The 20,633-nt window shown below is 60.6% G+C and carries 12 protein-coding genes; 8 read left to right on the forward strand and 4 right to left on the reverse strand.

Features of this window, described 5'->3' with window-relative positions; genetic code table 11:
• Nucleotides 1-45: 45 nt before the first annotated feature.
• From AB4N73_RS07800 to AB4N73_RS07815, 4 genes are all read left to right on the forward strand, one after another.
• Nucleotides 46-3,153 (forward strand): efflux RND transporter permease subunit, encoded by a 3,108-nt coding sequence (locus AB4N73_RS07800; protein ID WP_041480999.1) that lies wholly within the window; start codon nucleotides 46-48, stop codon nucleotides 3,151-3,153.
• Complete coding sequence (locus AB4N73_RS07805) at nucleotides 3,150-4,619, forward strand: efflux transporter outer membrane subunit (protein WP_056785785.1); 1,470 nt, start codon at nucleotides 3,150-3,152, stop codon at nucleotides 4,617-4,619. Before AB4N73_RS07800 ends, AB4N73_RS07805 begins: the two co-directional genes overlap by 4 nt.
• 301 nt (nucleotides 4,620-4,920) lie before the next feature.
• Nucleotides 4,921-7,002: a putative bifunctional diguanylate cyclase/phosphodiesterase gene (locus AB4N73_RS07810; protein WP_460143204.1), complete on the forward strand. Its 2,082-nt coding sequence runs from the start codon at nucleotides 4,921-4,923 to the stop codon at nucleotides 7,000-7,002.
• A gap of 176 nt (nucleotides 7,003-7,178) precedes the next feature.
• Nucleotides 7,179-7,925, forward strand: coding sequence for an SDR family oxidoreductase (locus AB4N73_RS07815; protein WP_460143205.1), 747 nt, complete (start codon nucleotides 7,179-7,181; stop codon nucleotides 7,923-7,925).
• A 131-nt stretch (nucleotides 7,926-8,056) separates the two neighbouring features.
• Here AB4N73_RS07815 and mapR read toward each other — a convergent pair whose 3' ends face one another.
• The 3 genes from mapR to AB4N73_RS07830 all read right to left on the reverse strand — a co-directional run bounded on the left by mapR (nucleotide 8,057) and on the right by AB4N73_RS07830 (nucleotide 11,579).
• A complete protein-coding gene (mapR, locus tag AB4N73_RS07820) occupies nucleotides 8,057-9,466 on the reverse strand; it encodes a GntR family transcriptional regulator MpaR (RefSeq protein WP_041480995.1) in 1,410 nt (469 codons plus the stop codon).
• 238 nt (nucleotides 9,467-9,704) lie between these two features.
• On the reverse strand, nucleotides 9,705-11,135 hold the full coding sequence (gene ccoG, locus AB4N73_RS07825) for a cytochrome c oxidase accessory protein CcoG (RefSeq protein ID WP_460143206.1): 1,431 nt from the start codon (nucleotides 11,133-11,135) through the stop codon (nucleotides 9,705-9,707).
• 195 nt (nucleotides 11,136-11,330) lie between these two features.
• On the reverse strand, nucleotides 11,331-11,579 hold the full coding sequence (locus tag AB4N73_RS07830) for a DUF3203 family protein (protein WP_460143207.1): 249 nt from the start codon (nucleotides 11,577-11,579) through the stop codon (nucleotides 11,331-11,333).
• Nucleotides 11,580-11,700: 121 nt separating this feature from the next.
• Here AB4N73_RS07830 and AB4N73_RS07835 point away from each other — a divergent pair, with 121 nt between their 5' ends.
• Nucleotides 11,701-12,213 carry an MgtC/SapB family protein gene (locus AB4N73_RS07835; RefSeq protein ID WP_056785798.1) on the forward strand — a complete coding sequence of 171 codons (513 nt, stop codon included), beginning with the start codon at nucleotides 11,701-11,703 and terminating at the stop codon, nucleotides 12,211-12,213.
• Nucleotides 12,214-12,374: 161 nt separating this feature from the next.
• On the opposite strand, the gene AB4N73_RS07840 is transcribed toward AB4N73_RS07835, so the two are convergent.
• Nucleotides 12,375-12,533, reverse strand: coding sequence for a hypothetical protein (locus tag AB4N73_RS07840; protein ID WP_167351302.1), 159 nt, complete (start codon nucleotides 12,531-12,533; stop codon nucleotides 12,375-12,377).
• Between the two features lie 217 nt (nucleotides 12,534-12,750).
• Here AB4N73_RS07840 and AB4N73_RS07845 point away from each other — a divergent pair, with 217 nt between their 5' ends.
• From AB4N73_RS07845 to glgB, 3 genes are all read left to right on the forward strand, one after another.
• Nucleotides 12,751-14,748, forward strand: coding sequence for an alpha-1,4-glucan--maltose-1-phosphate maltosyltransferase (locus tag AB4N73_RS07845; RefSeq protein ID WP_460143208.1), 1,998 nt, complete (start codon nucleotides 12,751-12,753; stop codon nucleotides 14,746-14,748).
• 186 nt (nucleotides 14,749-14,934) lie between these two features.
• Nucleotides 14,935-18,276 (forward strand): maltose alpha-D-glucosyltransferase, encoded by a 3,342-nt coding sequence (gene treS / locus AB4N73_RS07850; protein WP_460143209.1) that lies wholly within the window; start codon nucleotides 14,935-14,937, stop codon nucleotides 18,274-18,276.
• A 2-nt stretch (nucleotides 18,277-18,278) separates the two neighbouring features.
• Nucleotides 18,279-20,510: a 1,4-alpha-glucan branching protein GlgB gene (gene glgB / locus AB4N73_RS07855; protein ID WP_041480990.1), complete on the forward strand. Its 2,232-nt coding sequence runs from the start codon at nucleotides 18,279-18,281 to the stop codon at nucleotides 20,508-20,510.
• Nucleotides 20,511-20,633: the final 123 nt, after the last annotated feature.

The following is a 20,633-nucleotide window of genomic DNA, read 5'->3' on the forward strand; positions in this document are numbered from 1 at the left end:
GAGCAGGCTCGCTCCCACAGAGGTATGCGGGGAGAACAAGAGTCGATGAACCTCTCCGGCCCTTTCATCAAACGCCCCGTGGCAACCATGCTGCTATCCCTGGCAATCATGTTGCTCGGTGGGGTCAGCTTCGGTCTGTTGCCGGTATCGCCATTGCCGCAGATGGATTTCCCGGTGATCGTGGTTCAGGCCAGTCTGCCGGGCGCCAGTCCCGAGGTGATGGCTTCGACGGTGGCGACGCCGCTGGAGCGGTCGTTCGGTGCGATTGCCGGCGTCAATACCATGAGCAGCCGTTCCAGTCAGGGTTCGACGCGGGTGATTCTGCAGTTTGACCTCGACCGCGACATCAACGGCGCGGCGCGGGAAGTGCAGGCGGCGATCAACGCCTCGCGCAATCTGCTGCCGAGCGGGATGCGCAGCATGCCGACCTATAAAAAGGTCAATCCGTCGCAGGCGCCGATCATGGTGCTGTCGCTGACCTCGGACGTGCTGGAAAAAGGCCAGCTTTACGACCTGGCTTCGACCATCCTCTCGCAAAGCCTGTCGCAGGTGCAGGGCGTTGGTGAAGTACAGATCGGTGGCAGTTCGCTGCCGGCGGTGCGCATCGAGCTCGAACCGCAGGCGTTGAACCAGTACGGCGTGGCTCTCGACGATGTGCGCAAGACCATTGCCGACGCTAACGTACGGCGGCCCAAGGGTTCGGTCGAGGACGGCGAGCGCTTGTGGCAGATCCAGGCCAACGACCAGTTGGAGAAAGCCAAGGATTACGAGTCGCTGATCATTCACTACGCTGACGGCGCCGCATTGCGTCTCAAGGACGTGGCGAAAGTCAGCGATGGCGTCGAAGACCGTTACAACAGCGGTTTCTTCAACGACGACGCGGCGGTATTGCTGGTGATCAACCGTCAGGCCGGCGCCAACATCATCGAGACGGTCAACGAGATCAAAGCGCAGTTGCCCGCGCTGCAAGCGGTGCTGCCGGCCAGCGTCAAACTCAATCTGGCCATGGATCGCTCGCCGGTAATCAAGGCCACGCTGCATGAAGCCGAGATGACCTTGCTGATCGCCGTCGCCCTGGTGGTGCTGGTGGTTTATCTGTTTCTCGGTAACTTTCGCGCCTCGCTGATCCCGACGCTGGCGGTGCCGGTGTCGCTGGTCGGTACCTTTGCGGTGATGTACCTGTACGGGTTCTCGCTGAACAACCTGTCGCTGATGGCGCTGATTCTCGCCACAGGTCTTGTGGTGGACGATGCCATCGTAGTGTTGGAGAACATTTCCCGGCATATCGACGAAGGCGTCAAGCCGATGCAGGCCGCGTACCTCGGGGCCAAGGAAGTCGGTTTTACCCTGCTGTCGATGAACGTCTCGCTGGTGGCGGTGTTCCTGTCGATCCTGTTCATGGGCGGGCTGGTTGAAAGCCTGTTCCGCGAGTTTTCCATCACCCTGGCGGCGGCGATCGTGGTGTCGCTGGTGGTTTCCCTGACGCTGACGCCAATGCTCTGCGCGCGCTGGCTCAAGCCGCACACGCCGGGCCAGGAAAACCGCCTGCAACGCTGGAGCCACAAGACCAACGACTGGATGGTCGGCAAATACGCCACCAGCCTCGACTGGGTATTGCGTCATCGCCGTCTGACCTTGTTCAGTCTGCTGCTCACCGTTGGCGTCAACATTGCGCTGTATGTGGTGGTGCCAAAAACCTTCCTGCCGCAGCAGGACACCGGCCAGTTGATCGGTTTCGTGCGTGGCGACGACGGTCTGTCGTTCAACGTCATGCAGCCGAAAATGGAAACCTTCCGCCGCGCCGTGCTCAAGGACGAAGCGGTGGAAAGTGTCGCCGGCTTCATTGGTGGTAACAACGGCACCAACAACGCCTTCATGATCGTGCGCCTGAAGCCGATCAAGGAGCGCCAGCTTTCAGCGCAGAAGGTCATCGAACGTCTGCGCAAGGAAATGCCCAAGGTGCCCGGGGCGCAGTTGATGCTGATGGCCGACCAGGACCTGCAATTTGGCGGCGGCCGCGAGCAGACCAGTTCGCAATACACTTACATCCTGCAAAGCGGCGACCTCGCTGAATTGCGCAAGTGGTTCCCGAAAGTGGTCACCGCGTTGCGCGCCTTGCCCGAGCTGACCGCCATCGATGCCCGCGAAGGTGCCGGGGCGCAGCAGGTGACACTGATTGTCGACCGGGATCAGGCCAAGCGCCTGGGGGTCGACATGAACATGGTCACCGCCGTGCTCAACAACGCTTACAGCCAGCGGCAGATTTCGACGATCTACGACAGCCTCAACCAGTATCAGGTGGTGATGGAGGTCAATCCGAAATACGCCCAGGATCCGGTGACGCTCAAGCAGGTCGAGGTGATTACCGCTGACGGTGCGCGCGTGCCGCTGTCGACGTTCGCCCATTACGAAAACAGCCTGGAAAACGACCGGGTCAGTCATGAAGGCCAGTTTGCGTCCGAAAGCATTTCATTTGATATGGCCGAAGGCGTGACCGTGGAGCAGGGGAGTGCCGCCATCGAACGAGCGATCGCCAAGGTCGGTTTGCCGGAGGATGTGATTGCGAAAATGGCCGGCACCGCTGACGCCTTCGCCGCCACGCAGAAGAGCCAGCCGTTCATGATCCTCGGTGCATTGCTTGCGGTGTATCTGGTGCTCGGTGTGCTGTATGAAAGCTACATCCACCCGCTGACCATTCTCTCGACCTTGCCCTCGGCCGGGGTTGGCGCGTTGCTGTCGATCTATGCGCTGGGCGGCGAGTTCAGCCTGATTTCCCTGCTGGGGATATTCCTGCTGATCGGCGTGGTGAAAAAGAACGCCATTCTGATGATCGACCTTGCGCTGCAATTGGAGCGGCATGAGGGCCTGTCGCCCCTGGAGTCGATCCGCAGCGCCTGTCTGCAACGCTTGCGGCCGATCCTGATGACCACGCTGGCGGCGATCCTCGGCGCCTTGCCGTTGCTGCTCGGCCGCGCCGAGGGTGCGGAAATGCGCCAGCCGCTGGGCCTGACCATCATTGGCGGCCTGGTGTTCAGCCAGGTCCTGACCCTTTACACCACCCCGGTGGTTTACCTTTATCTCGACAAGCTGCGCCATCGCTTCAACAAATGGCGTGGCGTGCGTACTGATGCCGCTCTGGAAACTCCGCTATGACTGACCGTTCGCTTATCCAATTGGCCACCGTCCGCGGCTCGCGCCTGTTGAGCCTGTCGCTGTGCGTGGCGCTGCTCAGCGCTTGCGCAGTCGGTCCGGACTACCAGCGCCCGCAAACCGCCGAAATCGCTCAGTTCAAGGAAGCCGAAGGCTGGCGTCAGGCCAACCCAAGCGACTCGCTGGCCCGGGGCGCCTGGTGGGAGTTGTACGGCGATCGGCAGCTCAATGCCTTGGTGGAAAAACTCAACAGCTCCAACCAGACTGTCGCCCAGTCCGAAGCGCAGTTTCGTCAGGCGCAGGCTTTGGTGCGCAGCGCGCGCGGGGCGTTTTACCCCAGTGTCGACCTGAGTCTGGGCAAGAACCGCTCGAGTCAGGGCACCGGCAGCAGCAGTTCGAGCCTGAGCAGTTCCTCAAGCGGTATTCGTGATACCTACACCGCGCAACTGGGCGTCAGTTGGGAAGCCGATGTCTGGGGCAAGCTGCGCCGTGGGCTGGAGGCGGATGAGGCCAACGCCCAGGCGAGTTTTGCCGATCTGGCGGCGATGCGTCTGAGTCAGCAGTCGGAGCTGGTGCAGAACTACCTGCAACTGCGCGTCATCGATCAGCAGAAGCGTTTGCTTGAAGCCACGGTTGCCGCTTACGAGCGATCACTGAAGATGACGCAGAACCAGTACCGCGCCGGGGTTTCCGGGCGCGATGCGGTGGCGCAGGCGCAAACTCAGTTGAAAAGCACTCAGGCCGATCTGGTCGACCTGATCTGGCAGCGCGCACAGTTTGAAAACGCCATTGCCGTGCTCACTGGCGAAGCCCCGGCCAACTTCAGCATTGCCGAAAGCCATAACATCCCGAATCTGCCGCAAGTGCCGTTGAGCCTGCCTTCGCAATTGCTCGAACGCCGTCCTGACATCGCTTCGGCAGAGCGCTCTGTGATCGCCGCCAACGCCAATGTCGGCGTGGCGAAAGCCGCGTATTACCCGGACCTGACACTGAGCCTGAGCGGCGGCTACAGCAGCAGTACCTCGAAAAACCTGATCAGCCTGCCGAACCGTTTCTGGTCGGTCGGCCCGCAGCTGTCGTTACCTCTTTTCGATGGTGGCATTCGTTCGGCCGAGGTTGACCGCAGCGAGGCGGCCTATGACGAAACCGTCGCGCGCTACCGCCAGACTGTGCTCGACGGTTTCCGCGAAGTGGAAAACTACCTGGTCCAGCTCAAGGTGTATGAAGACGAAGCAGCAGTGCGCCAGGAAGCGCTGGATGCCGCCCGCGATTCCCTGCGCCTGACGGAAAACCAGTACAAGGCGGGCCTGATTGCCTATATCGACGTGGTCGTGGTGCAAGCCACAGCGCTGAGCAACGAACGCAGTGTGCTGAATATTCTGCAGAACCGACTGATCGCCAGCGTGCAACTGATCGCCGCGCTGGGCGGCGGCTGGGACGGCCAACTCGACGTCAGCGACAACCGCTGAACCTGTGGGAGCGAGCCTGCTCGCGAAAGCGGTGGGTCAGGCAACTACGATGGTGGCTGTGCCGACGCCTTCGCGAGCAGGCTCGCTCCCACGGGGATTTTTGTCTGGCATGAGATCGCTTTCACAGGGTGAGGTTAAAGCCCACCGCAGAGCCTTGTAGGACGATCGAACAAGCGTTTCATCGGCTTGATGGCAATTTGGTTACTTTGTCAGTGCGTTCTTCCGCGCAATCAGTACAATCGCCGCATTTGCCCGACCGAGAATGGAAGCAGTACGGTTTCGGCTTGTCACGAGAACGTCCATGCTCATCGGCAGCTACTCCTTCACCCTGGTTTTCATTTCGTTGTGCGTGGCCATTCTGGCTTCCTACACGGCGCTCGATCTCACCGGACGCATTGCCACGGCTAAAGGCCGGGCCGTGCATTTCTGGACGGCGGGCGGGGCGTTGGCGATGGGCGTTGGCGTCTGGTCGATGCATTTCATCGGCATGCTCGCCTTCAAATTGCCGATCGACCTGGGCTATGACTTCGCCCTCACTGCGCTGTCGCTGCTGATCGCGGTGCTGTCCTGCGGTTTCGCCTTGTGGCTGGTCAGCCAACCGAAACTGCCGCTGGCGCAACTGGCTTTCGGTGCGCTGATCATGGGGGCGGGCATCAGCGCCATGCATTACACCGGTATGGCCGCGCTGCGCATGACACCGGGCATCGATTACGACCCGACCCTGTTCAGTGCCTCCCTGCTGATCGCCGTCGGCGCCTCGGCAGCGGCATTGTGGATTGCCTTTCGCCTGCGTCAGCAATCGCCCTATGTGCGGCTGATTCGTGCCGGCGCGGCGGTGATCATGGGTGTGGCGATTGTCGGCATGCACTACACCGGCATGGCTGCTGCGCAATTTCCTGACGGCAGTTTCTGCGGCGCGACGCTCAATGGTTTGAAGGGCAATGGCCTCGATAGCCTGGTCGTGGTCACTACGCTGGCGGTGTTGTCGATTGCCCTGTTGACCTCGATTCTCGACGCCCGGCTCGAAGCGCGCACGGCTGATCTCGCGCACTCGCTGACGGTGGCCAACCGCGAACTCACCCAACTGGCCCTGCACGACCCGCTGACCAGTCTGCCCAACCGCATGCTGCTCGACGACCGCATCAATCAGGCGATCAAAAAGGTGCAAGAGCAGGGTGGCTGCTTCGCCTTGATGTTCATCGACCTCGACGGTTTCAAACCGGTCAACGACGCATTCGGCCATCACATGGGCGACCAATTGCTGCGTGAGGTCGGCGCGCGTCTGCGTGAAGACTTGCGCAGCCAGGACACCCTGGCGCGAATCGGCGGCGATGAGTTCGTTTTGCTGGTGCGCTTGAGCGAGCCCAATGACGCCTTGAGCCTGGCTGCGCGTCAGGTCAGCCTTATCGGTCGCACGTTCCGCGTCGCTGAACATGATCTGCAGATTTCCGCCAGCGTCGGCATTGCCCTGTATCCGGGCAACGGCGCCAACGCCCAGGAACTGCTGATGAACGCCGACGCCGCGATGTACCACGCCAAGGGCGGTGGCAAGAACGGCTACAGCTTCTTCGATGCGTCGATGAACACCAACGCGCGCAAACAATTGCAACTGTTACAGGATCTGCGCGCGGCCATCGAGCACAACCAGTTCTGCCTGCATTACCAGCCCAAATTCGACGCCGCCAATGGCCGTCCGGTCGGTGCCGAAGCGCTGCTGCGCTGGAAGCATCCGCTGCATGGCATGCTGATGCCGGATAAATTCATCGATCTGGCGGAGAAAACCGGGCTGATCATTCCGATGGGTGAATGGGTGCTCAACGAAGCCTGCCGGCAGATGCGTGAATGGTACGTGCTCGGTTACACCGACTGGCGCATCGCCGTGAACCTCTCGGCCTTGCAGTTCTGCCATGCCGGGCTGGTGCAAAGCGTGGCCAAGGCGCTGGCGACCCACCACTTGCCGGCCAACAGCCTGACCCTGGAAATCACTGAAACGACAGCGATGAGCGACGCTGACGCGAGCATGACCGTGCTGCAAGAGTTGTCGGACATGGGCGTCGACCTGTCGATCGACGACTTCGGCACCGGTTATTCCAGCCTGATGTACCTCAAACGTTTGCCGGCCAATGAGCTGAAGATCGACCGCGGTTTCGTCCGCGATCTGGAGCATGACAGCGATGATGCCGCAATCGTCTCGGCGATCGTTGCGCTGGGGCAGGCCCTGGATTTGCGGATTGTCGCCGAAGGTGTCGAAACCGGCGCGCAACAGGACTTCCTGACCAAACTGGGCTGTGATTCGCTGCAGGGCTATCTGCTCGGCCATCCGATGCCGGCGGAGCGCTTCATGCAGGACATCGTGCGTGGGCAACGGCTGGCAGTGGTCTGAGATACCGAGTCATCGTTCTTCGCGAGCAGGCTCGCTCCCACAGGTGATCGCATTCCCTTGTGGGAGCGAGCCTGCTCGCGAAGGCGCTTGTGCAAACACCATAGAACTCATGCAAAGCCATGAATGGCAGTTATTCTTCCCCCGACTGTTACGTGTGCACGTGGGGGAAGGCCAGCATGGATAAAGTCATTGTCATCACCGGGGGCGGGCGCGGAATCGGCGCGGCTACGGCATTGCTGGCAGCCGAACAGGGCTACCGGATCTGCATCAACTACCAGTCGGATGAGCAGGCCGCACACAGCGTACTCGAACAGGTTCGAGCCTTGGGCGCGCAGGCCATCGCGGTTCGCGCCGATGTCAGCATCGAAGACGAAGTAATCGCGATGTTTCATCGCGTCGACACCGAACTGGGCCGTGTCACCGCGCTGGTCAACAACGCCGGCACCGTCGGACAGAAATCGCGGGTCGATGAAATGTCCGAATTCCGCATCCTCAAAATCATGAAAACCAATGTGCTGGCGCCGATCCTCTGCGCCAAACACGCGATCCTGCGCATGTCGCCCAAACACGGCGGGCAGGGCGGCAGCATCGTCAACGTGTCCTCGGTCGCGGCACGCCTCGGTTCGCCGAACGAGTACGTTGATTACGCCGCATCCAAGGGTGCGCTCGACACCTTCACTATCGGTCTGTCGAAAGAAGTCGCGGGTGAGGGCATTCGCGTCAATGCCGTGCGTCCGGGCTACATCTATACCGACTTCCACGCGCTGAGCGGCGACCCGTATCGAGTCAGCAAGCTTGAGTCGGCGATTCCCATGGCCCGGGGCGGGCGGCCGGATGAAGTTGCGGAGGCGATTGTCTGGTTGCTGTCGGACAAGGCATCGTATGCGACCGGGACGTTTGTTGATTTGGGGGGCGGGCGGTAAACCGGTGGGTTTGCAGTGTTAAAACCGGCCTCTTCGCGAGCAGGCTCGCTCCCACAGTGGATTTGTGAATACAGACCCCATGTGGGAGCGAGCCTGCTCGCGAAGGGGCCAGTCCAGACAACATCTATCCCTCAGAACGACCGCACAATCCGCCCCAACGTCTCCATGGCCTTTTCCGATTCCTCGGTCCACGGGCTGCCGTAATTCAAGCGAATACAGTTCCTGAAACGCTGGGTCGGCGAGAATATCGGCCCAGGCGCGATGCTGATGCCTTGCGCCAATGCCATCTGAAACAGCTTCAGCGAATCCATCTGCTCCGGCAATTCCAGCCACAGAAAGTAGCCGCCCGCCGGTTGGCTGACCCGGGTCTGCGCCGGAAAGTAGCGGGCAATCGCCGCGAGCATCGCGCTCTGCTGTTCTTCCAGGGCATAACGCAGTTTGCGCAGATGCCGATCGTAGCCGCCGTGTTGCAGATAATCGGCGATAGCCGCTTGCGCCGGCATCGAAGCGCACAGTGAGGTCATCAGCTTCAGCCGTTCGATTTTCTGCGCAAAACGCCCGGCCGCCACCCAGCCGATGCGATAACCGGGCGCGAGACTTTTGGCGAACGAGCCGCAATGCATGACCAATCCTTCGGTATCAAAAGCCTTGGCCGGTTTTGGCGCCTGTTGCCCGTAATAAAGCTCGGCGTAGACGTCGTCTTCGATCAACGGCACCTGATGCTGACGCAGCAGTTCGACCAGTTCCTGTTTCTTCGCCTCGGGCACAGTCGCGCCCATCGGATTCTGGAAACTGGTCATGCACCAGCAGGCCTTGATCGGATGGCGTTCCAAAGTCTGCGCGAGCACACCGAGGTCGATGCCATCGCGCGGGTGCACGGGGATCTCCACAGCTTTGAGTTTCAGACGCTCGAGCACCTGCAGGCTGGCGTAGAACGCCGGGGCCTCGATGGCCACCAGATCCCCGGGCTCGGTCACCGCTTGCAGGCACAGGTTCAGCGCTTCGAGCGCGCCGTTGGTGATGAGCAATTCTTCCATCGGCAACATCAGCCCGCCGACCATGTAGCGCAGGGCAATCTGCCGGCGCAGTTGCGGGTTGCCCGGGGACATATCGGTGACGACCATGCGCGGGTCCATCTCCCGCGCGGCGCTGGCCAGGGAGCGCGACAGGCGTTGCAGCGGGAACAGCGTCGGGCTGGGGAAGGCCGAGCCGAATGGCACGGTGTTGGGGTCTTTGATCGAATCGAGTACCGAGAACACCAACTCGCTGACGTCGACTTCAGTGGATTCGTTGACCTGGCTGCTGATTACCGGCTCGGAGAATGTGCTCGGCGTATGGGCGTTGACGAAGTAACCGGAGCGCGGCCGGGCGCGGATCAGGCCGCGGCGTTCGAGCAGGTAATAGGCCTGGAACACCGTGGACGGGCTGACGCCGTAGGTCTGGCTGGCGTAGCGCACCGACGGCACCCGCTGGCCGGGGCCGAGGACGCCGGAGCGGATCAGTTCAGCGATGTCGTCGGCGAATTTTTCGTAGCGTTTCATCGGTGGGCCTTGGTGGACTTGATTTTGTGGGGTGTCAGGGAAGGAGCCCTCACCCTAGCCCTCTCCCAGAGGGAGAGGGGACTGATTGGGGGATGCTGATGAAATACGCCGACCTGACAGTGCTTTGCCGAATCCATAATCGACTCGGTCTTTCAGGTCGATGCATAGCGACAGACACCTCGGTCGGCTCCCTCTCCCTCCGGGAGAGGGCTGGGGTGAGGGCAGCAATGCCAAATTCTCAACGATTTATCGGCGCCACAAACCGGCTCTTCGCCACGCTGTATACCTGCGGCTCGTCACTGTCTTCAATCCTGAAATTCAACGTCTGCGAACTGCTCGCCGGCCGCTCGGTGGTCATCGCCACCGACACCGGCACATCGACAATCTCTCCCGGCGCCAGGCTCAATGCCGTTTTGCCCTGCAACTCAAACCCGTCGCCATCAACCAGACTCAACCGGTATTCCTGTCGCTGCTGAGTCTTGTTGATCACTTTCAGCGAATAAATATTCTCGATCTGCCCCTGAGCGTTCTCGCGGAACAACCCGCGATCCTTGGTCACGTCCAGCGACACCATCGGCCGCGCGATCAATGCCAGCGCCAACGCTCCGATCATCACCAACAACACCGCCGTATAGCCAATCAAACGCGGACGCAGCAGATGGGTTTTGCCGCCCTGCAATTCGCGCTCGGAACTGTAGCGGATCAGGCCGCGCGGGTAATGCATTTTGTCCATGATCGAATCGCAGGCATCGATGCACGCTGCGCAGCCGATGCATTCCATTTGCAAACCATCGCGGATGTCGATGCCGGTCGGGCAGACCTGCACGCATAACTGGCAGTCGATGCAATCACCCAGGCCGGCTTCGACCGGGCGCACATCACGCTTGCGCGGACCACGGTTTTCGCCACGGGCGGCGTCGTAGGCAATGGTCAGCGTGTCCTTGTCGAACATCACACTCTGGAACCGCGCATACGGGCACATGTGCATGCACACGGCTTCACGCAGCCAACCGGCGTTGATGTAGGTGGCGGCGGCGAAGAACAGCACCCAGAACAGACTGATGCCACCGATCTGCAGGGTCAGCAAATCTTCAGCCAGCGGCCGGATCGGGGTGAAGTAACCGACGAAGGTCAGGCCGGTCATCACGCTGATCGCCAGCCACAACGTGTGCTTGGCGGCGCGCCGCGCCAGTTTGTTCAGGCTCCACGGCGCCGCTTGCAGCTTGATTCGCTGGTTGCGTTCGCCTTCGGTGATCTTCTCGCACCACATGAAGATCCACGTCCACGAACTCTGCGGGCAGGTGTAACCGCACCAGACGCGACCGGCGAACACGGTGATGGCGAAGAGTCCGAACGCAGCGATGATCAGCAGCGCCGAGAGCAAAATGAAATCCTGCGGCCAGAACGTCGCGCCAAAGATATGGAATTTGCTTTCCGCCAGATCCCACAGCACCGCCTGCCGACCGCCCCAGTTCAGCCACACGGTGCCGAAGAACAGCAGGAACAGAAACCCGGCACCGCTCATACGCAGGTTGCGGAACAGGCCGGTGAAACTGCGGGTGTGGATCTGCTTGTCGGTGGATCCGGCAGTCGCTTTCAGAGGGCGTGCGGGTACGCTTCTTATCGTCGGCGCTGCTTCTACGGTTCGGACGGGGATTTGCTCGCTCATGTTCGTTCGCTCATCAGCCTCCATCAGGCCGATGCACTATGAGCGCCGATCTGTTTGCAGAACAGACTCAGGTTTGGCAATAAAAAGCGGATCAGATGGGGTTTGGCGCAATCCCTGCGACAACTTGAAGCATCAGGGTGGGCGCGGCGCAAACGCCTATTGCAGGCGCCTGCGCCGGGTGTTGATCGAAATCAATCAAACCACCGAATCACTGTCATCGGCCTTCAGATGTTTGCGCCCGTCCTTGGCCCCGGCGACGGTCAAGACATCGGCTTCTGCTTCGGTGATGTAGGCGCGTTTGCCTTCGATTTCCACGAACGACATGGCTTTTTCGCTATCGGTCTCGACTGTCAACGTGTCGCAGATACGGATTTGCTCACCATGCTCGACGGTGAAAAAACACACTTTCTGCTCAGGGTTGGATTCATCGATTCGAACGGTCATGGCGGCAGTCCTTTCAAGTGAGGTCTGCACGTTAGGAAACGCAGCGCGCAGTTCGTTCTGCGCAACCGATTAATGGTCGCTGTTGTCCATCGTTTATCTAACCAATAACAAGGGAGGCACGATGGAAGACTGGTGGGATGAAGTGTGGGCCACGATGCAAGCCGAATTTGCCGACATCGGCGACGCCTCGCAAATGACCCGGATCACCGTACGCCTGCTGATGGCGGCGATTCTCGGCGGGATACTCGGATTTGAGCGCGAGCATAAAGGCAAGGCAGCGGGCGTGCGCACGCACATGCTGGTGGCGTTGGGCGCTGCGCTATTCGTGTTGGTGCCGCAGACCTCGGGCGCAGAATCCGATGCCATGAGTCGGGTCTTGCAGGGTGTGATTGCCGGGATCGGCTTTCTCGGCGCCGGCACCATTCTGAAAAATCAGCAGGGCGACGAGGCCCATGTCAAAGGCCTGACCACGGCGGCGGGCTTATGGATGACGGCGGCGATCGGCGTGGCGGCGGGGCTGGGCAAGGAAGCGACGGCATTGCTCAGTACCATTCTGGCACTGGCGATCTTCAGCGTGATGCCTTACGTGGTGAGAGTGTTCGAAAAGGATGTCGACAAGAACGACCACCTCTGACTTCCCGCCGGCTGATGATCGTTGCCTGATCGTTGCCTGATCGTTCCCGCGCTCCGCGTGGGAATGCAGCCCGGGACGCTCCGCGTCCCTTCTGGAGCCGAACGCGGAGCGTCCGTTGAGGCATCCCCACGCGGAGCGTGGGAACGATCAGGGGGGCAGGGTCAGACGATCACCGGCGGCATCGTATTCGGTGGCTCTTCTTTCGGCGGTGGCGTGGTGCCGGGTGGCTCTTGCTCGGGCACCGGTGGCGGCTCGGTATCCGGCAGGGTGGGTTTGTCGATGTTCGGATCAGGCGTTTCCGCCGGGATCGGGATGTTCATCTGATGACCTCCGTATGGCACATGGCGTGGGACGTGCTTAAGTGAGTTGACCCGGCCACGGCAAATTCGATCCGCCGGTTTGTCTTGTTAATTTCATCTGAACTTTTCCCCGCGCCGGTTGCTCGGAACCTAAGTGAGTTCATGACAGGGCCGGCGCTTTGTCGCGAATACTGTTCCGGCACAAGAGCGTCCTTGGGGCGTTAAGGAGAGATGCTCAATGACTGCTGAAAGACCTTCAGAGCTGAGTTACAACCCGCACATGCCATTGTCGCAGGCGTTGCTGCTGCCTCGAATCGTCATCGAAAACACCATGCCGACCCTCGACGGCGGCCAGTTTGCCGTCAAGTCGATTGCCGGGCGCGAAGTGGTGGTGACCAGCAAAGTGTTTGCCGACGGCCATGACAAGCTCGCCGTACGCATCCGCTGGCGCGAAGAAGGCCAGGAAACCTGGCAGACCGAGGTCATGTCCGATCAGGGCAACAACACCTGGCAAGGCCAGTTCCGCCCGCAAGAGCAGGGCCGCTATCTGTATTGCATCGAAGCGTGGATCGACCATTTCGCCAGCTTCCAGTACGAACTGGAAAAGAAGCACAACGCTGCTGTGCCGGTTTCCCTGGAGCTGCAGGAAGGCCGAACCATGGTGCAACAAGCCGCAGAACGCAGCGAAGGTCAGCTCAGCGAGCAGCTTGCCGCGCTGCACCATGAATTGTCCGGCCTGCTCGAAACCGAGCAGGTTGCGCTGTTTCTGCACTCGCGCAGTGCAGAGCTGATGGCCCAGGCTGATCACCGCGCCTACCTCAGCATCAGCGCCGAATTCCCCATGGACGTCGAGCGCGAACTCGCCGAGTTCGCCAGTTGGTATGAGCTGTTTCCGCGCTCGATCACCGACGATCCCCAGCGTCACGGCACTTTCAACGACGTGCACTCGCGTCTGCCGATGATTCAGGACATGGGCTTCGACGTGTTGTACTTCACGCCGATTCACCCGATCGGCCGCGCCCACCGCAAGGGCCGCAACAATTCCCTGACTGCTGGCCCGGATGATCCCGGCAGCCCGTATGCGATTGGTAGCGAAGAGGGCGGCCACGAGGCGATTCACTCGCAGCTCGGCACCCGTGAAGATTTCCGCCGGCTGGTGGCTGCCGCCGCCGATCACGGTCTGGAAATCGCTCTCGACTTCGCCATCCAGTGCTCCCAGGACCATCCGTGGCTCAAGGAGCATCCGGGCTGGTTCAACTGGCGCCCGGACGGCACGATCAAATACGCCGAAAACCCGCCGAAGAAGTACCAGGACATCGTCAACGTCGACTTCTATGCGCCGGATGCAATTCCGAGTCTGTGGGTCGAGTTGCGCGACATCGTCGTCGGCTGGGTCAAGGAAGGTGTGAAGATCTTCCGCGTCGACAACCCGCACACCAAACCGCTGCCGTTCTGGCAATGGCTGATCGCCGATGTGCGCACCCTGTATCCGGAAGTGATCTTCCTCGCCGAGGCTTTCACCACGCCGGCGATGATGGCGCGTCTGGGCAAGGTCGGTTACTCGCAGAGCTACACCTATTTCACCTGGCGCAATACCAAGGCCGAACTGGCGGAATATTTCACCGAGCTGAATCAGTCGCCGTGGCGCGAATGCTACCGGCCGAATTTCTTCGTCAATACCCCGGACATCAACCCGGCGTTTTTGCATGAGTCGGGGCGTCCCGGTTTCCTCATCCGCGCTGCCTTGGCAACGATGGGCTCGGGCCTGTGGGGCATGTATTCCGGCTTCGAGTTATGCGAATCGGCACCGGTGCCGGGCAAAGAGGAATACCTGGATTCGGAGAAATACGAAATCCGCGTCCGCGACTTCACCGCGCCGGGCAACATCATTGCCGAGATCGCTCAGCTCAACCGCATCCGCCGGCAGAACCCGGCGCTGCATACGCATCTGGGCCTGAAAATCTATAACGCCTGGAACGACAATATTCTGTTCTTCGGCAAGCGCAGCGCCGATGGCAGCAATTTCATTCTGGTCGCAGTCAGCCTCGATCCGCATAACGTTCAGGAAGCGAATTTCGAACTGCCGCTGTGGGAAATGGGCCTGCCGGACGATGCCACCACCCATGGCGAAGATTTGATGAACGGCCATCGCTGGGACTGGCACGGCAAGTATCAGTTTATGCGCATCGATCCGGCGTATCAGCCGTTCGGGATTTGGCGGATTACCGCTTCGTAACATTTGCACCGCCTCCGTGGCGAGGGGATTTATCCCCGTTGGGGCGCGCAGCGGCCCCTTTTTTCAAGCTGCACCGCGTTAACAATTTGCGACTGCTGCGCAGCCGAACGGGGATAAATCCCCTCGCCACAGGGGCTCACCACTGCGAGTCCCTCGGTGTATCAGAGAATTTTTCAGGAGTTCCACATGGCGAAGAAACCCAAGGCAGCCGCCTTCATCAAAGACCCGCTCTGGTACAAGGATGCGGTGATCTATCAGGTTCACGTCAAATCGTTTTTCGACTCCAACAATGACGGGATCGGTGACTTTCCCGGGCTTATCGCCAAACTCGATTACATTGCCGACCTCGGCGTCAACACCATCTGGCTGCTGCCGTTCTATCCCTCGCCACGTCGCGACGACGGTTACGACATCGCCGAATATCGTGGTGTGCACAGCGACTACGGGACCATGGCCGATGCCAAGCGCTTCATTGCCGAAGCGCACAAGCGCGGGCTGCGGGTGATCACCGAGCTGGTCATCAACCACACCTCCGACCAGCACCCGTGGTTCCAGCGTGCGCGTAAAGCCAAGCCGGGTTCAGCGGCGCGGGATTTCTACGTGTGGTCCGATGACGATCAGAAATACGACGGCACGCGAATCATCTTTCTCGACACCGAAAAGTCCAACTGGACCTGGGATCCGGTCGCTGGCCAATACTTCTGGCACCGCTTCTACTCGCACCAGCCGGATCTGAACTTCGACAACCCGCAAGTGATGAAAGCCGTGTTGTCGGTGATGCGTTACTGGCTCGACATGGGCATCGACGGCCTGCGCCTCGACGCGATTCCGTACCTGATCGAGCGCGACGGCACCAACAACGAAAACCTGCCCGAGACCCACGACGTCCTCAAGCAGATCCGTGCCGAGATCGACGCCAACTATCCCGACCGCATGCTGCTGGCCGAGGCCAATCAGTGGCCGGAAGACACCCAGCTGTATTTCGGTGACACCGACGCTGCTGGCGTCAATGGTGACGAATGCCACATGGCCTTCCACTTCCCGCTGATGCCGCGCATGTACATGGCGCTCGCGCAGGAAGATCGCTTCCCGATTACCGACATTCTCCGGCAGACCCCGGAAATTCCGGCGAATTGCCAGTGGGCAATTTTCCTGCGCAACCACGATGAACTGACCCTGGAAATGGTCACCGACCGCGAGCGCGATTACCTGTGGAACTACTACGCGGCTGACCGTCGCGCGCGGATCAACCTCGGTATTCGCCGTCGTCTCGCACCGTTGATGGAACGCGACCGTCGCCGCATCGAACTGCTCAACAGCCTGCTGCTGTCGATGCCCGGCACGCCGACGCTGTACTACGGCGACGAAATCGGTATGGGCGACAACATCTACCTCGGCGATCGCGATGGCGTGCGTACACCGATGCAGTGGTCGATCGACCGCAACGGCGGTTTCTCCCGCGCCGATCCGGCCAGTCTGGTACTGCCGCCGATCATGGACCCGCAGTATGGCTATCAGTCGGTCAACGTCGAAACCCAGTCCGGCGATCCGCACTCGCTGTTGAACTGGACGCGGCGCCTGCTGGCCGTGCGCAAGCAATCGAAAGCGTTCGGCCGTGGCACGTTGAAAATGCTCTCGCCAGCCAACCGTCGCGTGCTGGCTTATACCCGCGAATACACCGATGCCGACGGCAAGCACGAAATCATTCTGTGCGTGGCGAACGTCTCGCGCAGTGCGCAAGCGGTCGAGCTGGACCTGTCGGCGTATGTCGGCATGGTGCCGGTGGAAATGCTCGGTGGTAACGCGTTCCCGCCGATCGGTCAGTTGAATTTCCTCCTGACCCTGGCGCCGTACGGTTTCTATTGGTTTGCACTGGCAGCAGAGAACCAGATGCCGAGCTGGCACGTCGAGCCGGCACAGAGCCTGCCGGACTTCACCACGCTGGTACTGAAAAAACGCATGGAAGAACTGCTCGAAGCGCCATCGCGGACGACGCTGGAGCAAAGCATCCTGCCGAGCTGGCTGCAGAATCGTCGCTGGTTTGCCGGCAAGGATGCGGCGATCGAGAAGGTCAATCTGGCTTACGGCGTGCGCTTCGGTGACGCCCAGCACCCAGTGCTGCTCAGCGAAATCGAAGTCACCAGTGGCGGCCAGACCAACCGTTATCAGCTGCCGTTCGGCTTCATTGGCGAAGACCATGTCGGCCCGCCATTGCCGCAGCAATTGGCGCTTTCGCGTGTACGCCGTGTGCGTCAGGTTGGCCTGATCACCGATGCGTTCACCCTGGAAACCTTCGTCCGCGCCGTTCTGCAAGGCATGCAGAACAACACCGTACTGGAGTCGATCGAAGGCGAAATCCGCTTCGAACAGACAGATCATCTGGAAAAACTCGGCCTCGGCGCCGAGTCGGATGTGCGCTACCTGTCGGCCGAGCAATCGAACAGTTCAGTGGTAATCGGCAACAGTCTGGTGCTTAAGCTGATACGCAAAGTCGCTTCTGGCGTACACCCGGAACTGGAGATGAGCGCTTACCTGACCGAGGCCGGGTTTGCCAATATCTCTCCACTGCTCGGTTCGGTGATTCGCCGCGACGCGCAAGGCGAAGACAACTTGCTGATGATCGCCCAGGGTTACCTGAGCAATCAGGGCGACGCATGGGAATGGACGCAGAACAACCTTGAACGGGCGCTGCGTGATGAACTGGCCGACGCCATGTCCGAGCAGGAGCAGCATTACAACGCCCTCGGCGAGCTGAGAGACTTCGCCGGCATGCTCGGCCAGCGTCTGGGCGAGATGCATCAGGTGCTCGCTGCGCCAACCGACAATGCCGACTTCGCGCCGCAAGTGTCGTCGAGCAAGGACATGGCCGCGACGGGCAAGGATGTCACCGCCCAGGTCGAACACGCCTTGAAGCTGCTCAAGCAGCATCAAGGCGAGTTGAATGCGGCGGATCAGAAACTGGTCAAGCGTCTGCTCGACGAGAAGAAAACCATTCTTGCCCATGTGCAGGATCTGGCGAAGAAAGCCACCGGCGGCTTGCGCATTCGGGTGCATGGCGACTTGCATTTGGGCCAGGTGCTGGTGATCAAGGGCGACGCCTACTTGATCGACTTCGAGGGCGAACCGGCGCGGCCATTGAGCGAGCGTCGCGGTAAACACAGCCCGTACAAGGACGTCAGCGGCGTACTGCGTTCGTTCGATTACGCAGCGGCGATGACCATCAATGTGCATAACGTTGATAACAGCGTCGAAGCCGAAGCGGCGCGCAAACGGGTCGCCGAGCGTTATCTGCGTGAGGCACGCGAGGTATTTGTCCAGGCATACCGCGAGGCAGCAGCTAGTCTTGAGCATGCCTGGCAGGATCCCGAGGGTGCCGACGCCGCGCTGGCGTTGTTCGGCCTGGAAAAAGCCGCTTATGAAGTGGCTTACGAGGCAGAAAACCGCCCAACGTGGCTGCCCGTGCCATTGCACGGCTTGTATGGATTATTGACAGGGCTTAAACCCTTTTCCGATCTTGGTGGAGAGTAGTCATGAGTTTCTCGAACAAGGAACAGGGTGTGGTAAAGGAAGCATTGTTACCCTCGGCGCGCGACATCGATGCTTTGGTGCGCGCTGAACATCAGGACCCGTTTTCCATTCTCGGCCCGCACGGCGATGGCGCCGGCGGGCAGTTCATCCGCGCCTATCTGCCCGGTGCGCTGAGTGTGGCAGTGCTGGACAAGGACAGCGGCGAAGAGCTTGGCCCGCTGGAGATGACCGAAACGCCGGGGCTGTTTGTCGGCCATTTCGACCAGGCGCGACCGTATCTGTTGCGCACACGTTGGGCCGGTGGCGAGCAGGTTGCCGAAGACCCGTACAGCTTCGGCCAGTTGCTCGGCGAGATGGATTTGTATCTGTTCGCCGAAGGCAATCACCGTGACCTCAGCGCTTGCCTCGGTGCACAGCTGAAAACCGTTGATGGCGTGGACGGTGTGCGCTTTGCCGTGTGGGCACCGAATGCCCGCCGTGTTTCGGTGGTCGGCGATTTCAACGTCTGGGACGGGCGTCGCCATCCCATGCGGCTGCGTCATCCGTCCGGTGTCTGGGAACTGTTCATCCCGCGCCTGCAAGCGGGGGAGTTGTACAAGTACGAAATTCTTGGTGCCCACGGCATTTTGCCGCTCAAGGCCGACCCGATGGCACTGGCCACCAGCCTGCCGCCGGACACCGCTTCGAAAGTTGCCTCGCCCCTGCAGATCGACTGGCAGGATCACGACTGGATGAATTCCCGTCAGGATCGCCAGCAGCGCTCCAAACCTCTGTCGATCTACGAGTTGCACGCCGGTTCCTGGCAGTGCGAGCTGGATGATCTCGGCGAGGTCGCGCGCCAGTACACCTGGCCGGAACTGGCCGAGCGCCTGATTCCTTATGTCAAAGAGCTGGGATTCACCCACATCGAACTGATGCCGATCATGGAGCACCCCTTCGGCGGTTCCTGGGGCTATCAGTTGCTTTCGCAATTCGCCCCGAGTGCGCGTTATGGCACGCCGGATCAGTTCGCCGAGTTCGTCAACGCCTGTCACCAGGCCGACATCGGGGTGATTCTCGACTGGGTACCGGCGCATTTCCCCACCGATACCCACGGCCTGGCCCAGTTCGACGGCACCGCGCTCTACGAATACGGCAACCCGCTGGAAGGCTTCCATCAGGATTGGGACACGCTGATCTACAACCTTGGTCGCACCGAAGTGCACGGTTACATGCTGGCCTCGGCGCTGCACTGGCTGAAACACTTCCATATCGACGGCCTGCGTGTCGATGCGGTGGCTTCGATGCTGTACCGCGACTATTCGCGCAAGGCGGGCGAATGGGTGCCGAATCGCCACGGCGGTCGGGAGAACCTGGAGGCCATCGACTTCCTGCGGCATTTGAACGACGTGGTTGAGCTGGAAGCGCCGGGTGCGCTGGTGATTGCCGAAGAGTCCACCGCCTGGCCGGGCGTCAGTCAGAGCACCCAGCAGGGCGGTCTCGGGTTTGCCTACAAATGGAACATGGGCTGGATGCACGATTCGCTGCACTACATCCAGCAGGATCCAGTGTACCGCGCACATCACCACAACGAGTTGAGCTTTGGTCTGGTCTACGCCTGGTCGGAACGCTTCATCCTGCCGATTTCCCACGACGAAGTGGTGCACGGCAAACACTCGCTGATCGACAAGATGCCTGGCGATCGCTGGCAGAAGTTTGCCAACCTGCGCGCCTATCTGAGCTTCATGTGGACGCATCCGGGCAAAAAGCTGTTGTTCATGGGCTGCGAGTTTGGCCAATGGCGCGAGTGGAACCACGATCAGCAGCTGGACTGGTACCTGCTGCAGTATTCCGAGCACAAAGGCGTGCAGAAACTGGTTGGCGATCTCAACCGGCTGTATCGCGAAGAGCCGGCGCTGCACGACCAGGACGATGCGCCGCAGGGCTTCCAGTGGTTGATTGGCGACGATGCGATCAATAGCGTTTACGCGTGGTTGCGCTGGAGCAAGGATGGCTCGCCAGTGCTGGTGGTTGCCAACTTCACCCCGGTACCGCGCCAGGCGTATCGGGTCGGCGTGCCGTTTGCCGGGCGCTGGACCGAGCTGTTCAACAGTGACGCCGACATTTACGCCGGCTCCAACTATGGCAATGGCGGCGGAGCGTTGACCGAAGAAGTGCCAAGCCATGGTCAGTCGTTGTCGCTGGAACTGAACCTGCCACCATTGGCGGTGTTGATTCTCAAGCCGCAGGGCTGATCCAGGTACAGTAAAACTGTGGGAGCGGGCTTGCCCGCGATGAGGCCGTCACATTCAGCACCTTTGTTGACTGACACTCCGCCATCGCTGGCAAGCCAGCTCCCACAGGGTTTTTCACTGATC

It is taken from the genome of Pseudomonas sp. S3_B08, assembly GCF_054667725.1.

What these genes read in the sequence shown, in the direction of transcription:
- ccoG (WP_460143206.1), bottom strand. Translation starts at nt 11,135, where the DNA reads ATGAGCGAGCAAATCCCCGTCCGAACCGTAGAAGCAGCGCCGACGATA.
- AB4N73_RS07815 (WP_460143205.1), top strand. Translation starts at nt 7,179, where the DNA reads ATGGATAAAGTCATTGTCATCACCGGGGGCGGGCGCGGAATCGGCGCG.
- AB4N73_RS07830 (WP_460143207.1), bottom strand. Translation starts at nt 11,579, where the DNA reads ATGACCGTTCGAATCGATGAATCCAACCCTGAGCAGAAAGTGTGTTTT.
- glgB (WP_041480990.1), top strand. Translation starts at nt 18,279, where the DNA reads ATGAGTTTCTCGAACAAGGAACAGGGTGTGGTAAAGGAAGCATTGTTA.
- AB4N73_RS07810 (WP_460143204.1), top strand. Translation starts at nt 4,921, where the DNA reads ATGCTCATCGGCAGCTACTCCTTCACCCTGGTTTTCATTTCGTTGTGC.
- mapR (WP_041480995.1), bottom strand. Translation starts at nt 9,466, where the DNA reads ATGAAACGCTACGAAAAATTCGCCGACGACATCGCTGAACTGATCCGC.
- AB4N73_RS07805 (WP_056785785.1), top strand. Translation starts at nt 3,150, where the DNA reads ATGACTGACCGTTCGCTTATCCAATTGGCCACCGTCCGCGGCTCGCGC.
- treS (WP_460143209.1), top strand. Translation starts at nt 14,935, where the DNA reads ATGGCGAAGAAACCCAAGGCAGCCGCCTTCATCAAAGACCCGCTCTGG.
- AB4N73_RS07840 (WP_167351302.1), bottom strand. Translation starts at nt 12,533, where the DNA reads ATGAACATCCCGATCCCGGCGGAAACGCCTGATCCGAACATCGACAAA.
- AB4N73_RS07845 (WP_460143208.1), top strand. Translation starts at nt 12,751, where the DNA reads ATGACTGCTGAAAGACCTTCAGAGCTGAGTTACAACCCGCACATGCCA.
- AB4N73_RS07800 (WP_041480999.1), top strand. Translation starts at nt 46, where the DNA reads ATGAACCTCTCCGGCCCTTTCATCAAACGCCCCGTGGCAACCATGCTG.
- AB4N73_RS07835 (WP_056785798.1), top strand. Translation starts at nt 11,701, where the DNA reads ATGGAAGACTGGTGGGATGAAGTGTGGGCCACGATGCAAGCCGAATTT.